Below are 4,641 nucleotides of genomic sequence, written 5' to 3'. Positions count from 1 at the left end.
ATGGCCATCCGCGCAGGTCAGCAGGCACTGAAGAAGGCCGCGCCGACTCCCGCTCCCACGGCGCCCGCCGCGATCGCGGGCACCGATGTGACCGCCGTCGGCGACTCGGTGATGCTGGCATCCGCTCCGGCCCTGCAGCAGCAGTTCCCCGGCATAGAGGTGGATGCCAAGGTATCGCGCTCGGTCTGGGCGGGGCCGCGGATCATCGACGCGCTCGAGGCCTCCGGGAATCTGCGCGAGCACGTGGTCGTGGCGCTCGGGACGAACGGCTCCGTCGACGAGGACGTGCTGCAGAAGATCGCCGACACCGTCGGGCGCAACCGTGACCTCGTGCTCGTGAACGCCTACGCCCCGCGCGACTGGATCCCCGGGGTCAACCGCGACCTGCAGTCGTTCGCCGCGGGCCGCCCCGGCGTGGTCGTCGCCGATTGGGCCGGCGCCATCGCCCCGCACGAGGATCTGCTCACCGGCGACCGCATCCACCCCGGCGACGCCGGCGGGCGCATCTTCGCCGAGGTCGTCGAGGAGGGCATCCGCGACGCCGAGGCCGAGCGCGCAGCCCGCCCGCGGCTCACGCCGGAGCCCGTTCTGTAGCGCGGCCGATCGGGTCTCTGAGCCCGTCGAAGTGCACCCGACATCACGAACAGGGCGCTCCCCCCCCCGGTCATTGAGCGAGCGCAGCGAGACGAAATGCGCCAGCACGCGAAGCAAGTCCGGCCGCCTGTGGATAACTCTCGTCTCGATGTCGGAGGGCAATGCCAAGGTGAGGTTTCTTCGCCAGCTCCGACACGAGAGGACCTACAGTTGAATCATGAGCCTGATGACGCCGCACCCCCGGAAGGAACTCGACCGGTTCCCGGCCCTGCCGCGCCTGAACAGCGGGATCACACTCGACTCGGCCACGAGGTTGAGCCAGTTCCGCCACCAGATGGAGACGACGCCACTGAGGCCCCAGAGGTCCAAGCAGAACTGATCGAACTCATCGAGCGCGGTGAGATCCAGCTCACGCGCTCGGAGAACTACAGCGGGCTCATCCCGCACCCGGCGCATTGGGAGCGTTTCGATCCTGAAACCCGCGAGCGCATACTCCGGATGTCGGAAGCGTTCACGACAGATGAGTCCCGACGACGCGACCAGCTGGTCGACGCCGAGATCAGCGAGTCGCGCAACGGTCGCCGGAACGCGTTCCTGATCATGGGAGGCAGCCTGATCGCTGCGCTGACCAGCGTGCTGACGCTGCAGAACGGGATCGGGGTCACCGCAGCAGGGATCTTCCTCGCAGTGCCTGTCGCGACCGTCATCCGCGATTTCATCCGCGGCCGCAACGGAGGCGGGTGAGCGGCTCAGAGGGAACTCGCCCTGGTCAACGAGCGAGCAGACGCCGCAGTTCGGCTTCCGCATCTCCCATCGGAATCCGCTCCTGTTCAACGCGTCGAGCGTCAGCCCCGCGACCTTGGGAAGCAAGGATCGCGTAGCAATCCTTCTCACCTCCGACCAGATGTGGCAGCTCAACCGTAGAAGGCTTCAGGGGGTTGCCATCCTTGTCGCGGTTGACGGCGAATCGCGCATACTTCGCCCACGCCACCGAGTCCATGAGCATCGATTCGACAGCGAGCCCTCGCGTCCTGAGGTCGTTCCGCAATCGACTCAGAATTGCGAACCCATCGCTGTCAAGATCGCCCCAGTAGATGATCCGCTCGGCCTGCCGAATCCAATCGACCTTGACAAGAGTGCCCGCAGCCTTGCCCTCGCCTTCGACGATGATCGTGTCCTCGATCGGCGGGAAGTGCAGCCTGCAGTCGCGATTCTCGACGATCACGACGTTGCTGGGCAGATATGCCGGGCTATGCGTGTCGCCTTCAGTCCACGCGTCATGACGTCGTCCACCAGTGGCGCGATACGCGGGATCGGCGTAAGTGAAATGCACGACCGCCGGGCGAGGTTTCAGCTCCGCCGCGACGTCGCGGTCGATGAAACTTCTGACCAGATCCTCGTGATCCTCGAGCCACTTAGTGTCCACATCGGGGACGGGCAACTGGCGGGCGGTCCATTCACCGAGATTCGGGTGTTCACGCAACCACGTCAGCGTCGACATGAGACTTTCGACGTTGACGTCTCTCAAACCGCGCGCTCGACTCAGGAGCGTCTCATCGACACGTCCTGTCGCTTCATGCAGTCGTGCGGCCAGAACTCTGACCCGCTCCGCTCCCGCCAGCACATCATGACGGTCGAATTTCGCGAGCAGCGCGCCGGCCCCAGACCAGTTCCGCACGACAAGAGCGGAGGGAACGTCTCGAGGGATTCCTCTCACGACGACGGGAGAAGTCAGGACGAAGACTCCTGTCTGCTGTTCAATGTCGAAATGGCGCCAGGACCTGGCCCACGCTTCCCAACGCTCCGTACCGATGCGGATCACATCCGCTGACTTCAATGCTTTGGGTCGCAACGCGATCTCCAATTCGGAGAACGATGATCCACGCAATTCTGCTGCGATCCGGCTCGTCAACGAGCTCGTGAGCAGCTTGCATGCAGTTTCAACGGCATCCGACGGGCTGAGCAGTCGCGAACCACCCATGACGATCAGTCCGCAGCCGCTTCGACGGCCACCTTCGGCTTCGCCCAGGAACGTCCGCGGGTGTCCTTGAGGATCGTGTACTCCACGTCCACGTGCGGCTCGATCGCGCTGTACTTGTCGTTCGGGGCGCCGATCACCAGCTGGAAGCCCAGCCCCCGCCAGGCGCCGATGGCGCGCTTGGTGAAGTGCGCGTCAGCCTTGATGAGCGCCTCGTCCATGAACACCGGCGCGTAGCGCGGGCGCTCGGCACCGGCATCCCCCAGCTGGTAGCGCAGTGCGGCACCGACGATGAACGCGACGAGCTCCTGCGACTCGCCACCGGACTTCTCGCCGATGTGGTCGTACAGGGCGACATGCTCGCCCGTCGCCGCGACGACGCGCTCCGCCGACACCCGCACGTGGTTGCGCACGTCGATCAGCTCGGCGAAGTCGGGCGCGGTGCGCCGCATGCGGCCGATCAGCCTGCTCATGCGGCGGTACGCGTTCTCGCGCTCGTCATCCGTGGAGGCGGCCTCGATCAGACCGCGCACCTCGCGCAGGTCGCGACGGAAGCGCTTCCGCGCCTCGGACTGGTTCTCCCGCGGCGAGATCTGCAGCCGGTGGTCGTCATCGTAGAACGGCAGCTCGCGCATGATGCTGTTGATCGGCTCGATGCGCTCCCTGATCTCGCGCACCGACCGGCTGAGCGTGGAGTCCAGGCTGGTCAGGTCGTTGCCGGAGAGCCCGAGCAGGCTGTCGCGCCATTCGCTCTCCAGTTCGTGCAGGCCGCTGGTCTTCAGCGCCTCCAGGATGCCCTCGAACTCGGCGACCGACTCGTCGGGGTCGGGCAGCAGGTTCAGGTTCGGCCAGCGCTCCAGGAAGGACGCCATCAGCTGCCGCATCCGCTCGCGCTGCTCCTCATGCGCCTCGGATGCTGCTCGCCGGTCGCCCGCGAGCCGCGCCGCGGCCGTCTTCAACGCGACGTCGAGGCGCGCGAGGCGGTCGCTGGCGGCATCCTCGGACTCGCCTTCGAGGATGAACCGGTCGTCGAGGAACGCAGCCTGGCCGGCATCCAGTTCCATGCCGTCCGCGGCATCGATCACGCGCTGGCAGTCGTCGACGTCGTCGGTCACGTCGCCCCAGCGCTCCGCGACCTGGTCGCGCTGCGCGCTCAGCGAGCCGATCTCGTCGCGAAGCACGGATGCCTTGAGCTTGAGCGTCTCGGCCTGCTCCTTCAGCTGCGCGATCTCGGGGTTCGCCCCGGTGACCTCGGCCTCGACGGATGCCCAGCGCTCCACCTCCTGAGCCAGGGCGTCGACGTCGATCTGCTCCCAGGTCACGTCCTGGATCTTCGCGAACGCGGTGAGCCGGTTCTCGATGGCGTCCATCGCCTTCTCTGCCGCATCCGCGGCATCCGTCGCCGCGACGATCTGCGCGTCGAGCTGCTCCAGCTGCTGCTCGAGGTCGTGAAGCCGACGCTCGTTCGAGAACCCGAGCACGTTGTCGCGCCCGTGTCCGCCGTGCGCCCCGCGGTTGCCCTGCGACATCTGACCGGTGATGGTGAGCGCCATGCTGTGGGCGGAGAGCTGCGCGGAGGAGTCAACGCACACGAAGCCGAAGCGCTCGTCGAGCCGCTGCTGCAGCCAGCCCGTGAACGGCGTGTCACGGAAGTCGAGACGGCCCGGAAGCGTGCGCCCGTCCGCCGAAGGCGATGTCGCGAGCCCGGTGTGCACGCCCTCGTAGCGCAGGCGGATCGGCGTGCGCACCTGGTCGATCGCGGCCCGGAACGCGCCGACGTTCGCCGCGTCGATGAGCAGCGTCGTCGCGAACCCGCCGAGTGCGAGGTTGAACGCCTCGCGCCAGGGCTCGAACTCCGTGCGCACCTCGATCAGCTCGCCGACGAACGGCAGGTCGCCGGCATCCAGCCCGGCCGCGCGGGCCAGCAGCATCCGAGCCTCGTGCAGGGGCGAGGGGATGCTGCCGTGCACGGCATCCGCCTTCTGCCGCTCCGCGTCGAGCTCGCCGCGACGACGCATCAGCGAGCGCCGTGCGGTCTCGGCGTCGGCGAACGCTGCACGCGCGGCGCG

Annotated in this window: 3 protein-coding genes and 1 pseudogene; 2 read left to right on the top strand and 2 right to left on the bottom strand. The window is 67.2% G+C overall.

What is annotated here, in order from left to right:
- A pseudogene (locus BGN97_RS09205) lies at positions 1–594 on the top strand (acetyltransferase); the annotation flags it as partial.
- 210 nt (positions 595–804) lie between these two features.
- A complete protein-coding gene (locus BGN97_RS09200; protein WP_292700402.1) occupies positions 805–1,338 on the top strand; it encodes a hypothetical protein in 534 nt (177 codons plus the stop codon).
- Positions 1,339–1,363: 25 nt separating this feature from the next.
- On the opposite strand, the gene BGN97_RS09195 is transcribed toward BGN97_RS09200, so the two are convergent.
- Positions 1,364–2,575, bottom strand: coding sequence for a Wadjet anti-phage system protein JetD domain-containing protein (locus tag BGN97_RS09195; RefSeq protein ID WP_292700400.1), 1,212 nt, complete (start codon positions 2,573–2,575; stop codon positions 1,364–1,366).
- Between the two features lie 5 nt (positions 2,576–2,580).
- A partial coding sequence (locus BGN97_RS09190; RefSeq protein ID WP_292700398.1) for an SbcC/MukB-like Walker B domain-containing protein occupies positions 2,581–4,641 on the bottom strand: 2,061 nt, incomplete at its 5' end.

Source organism: Microbacterium sp. 69-10 (assembly GCF_001897945.1).
Taxonomy (GTDB): Bacteria; Actinomycetota; Actinomycetes; order Actinomycetales; family Microbacteriaceae; genus Microbacterium.
Note: the sequence above shows the minus strand (reverse complement) of the source record. Positions and strands in the feature narration are given on the sequence as shown.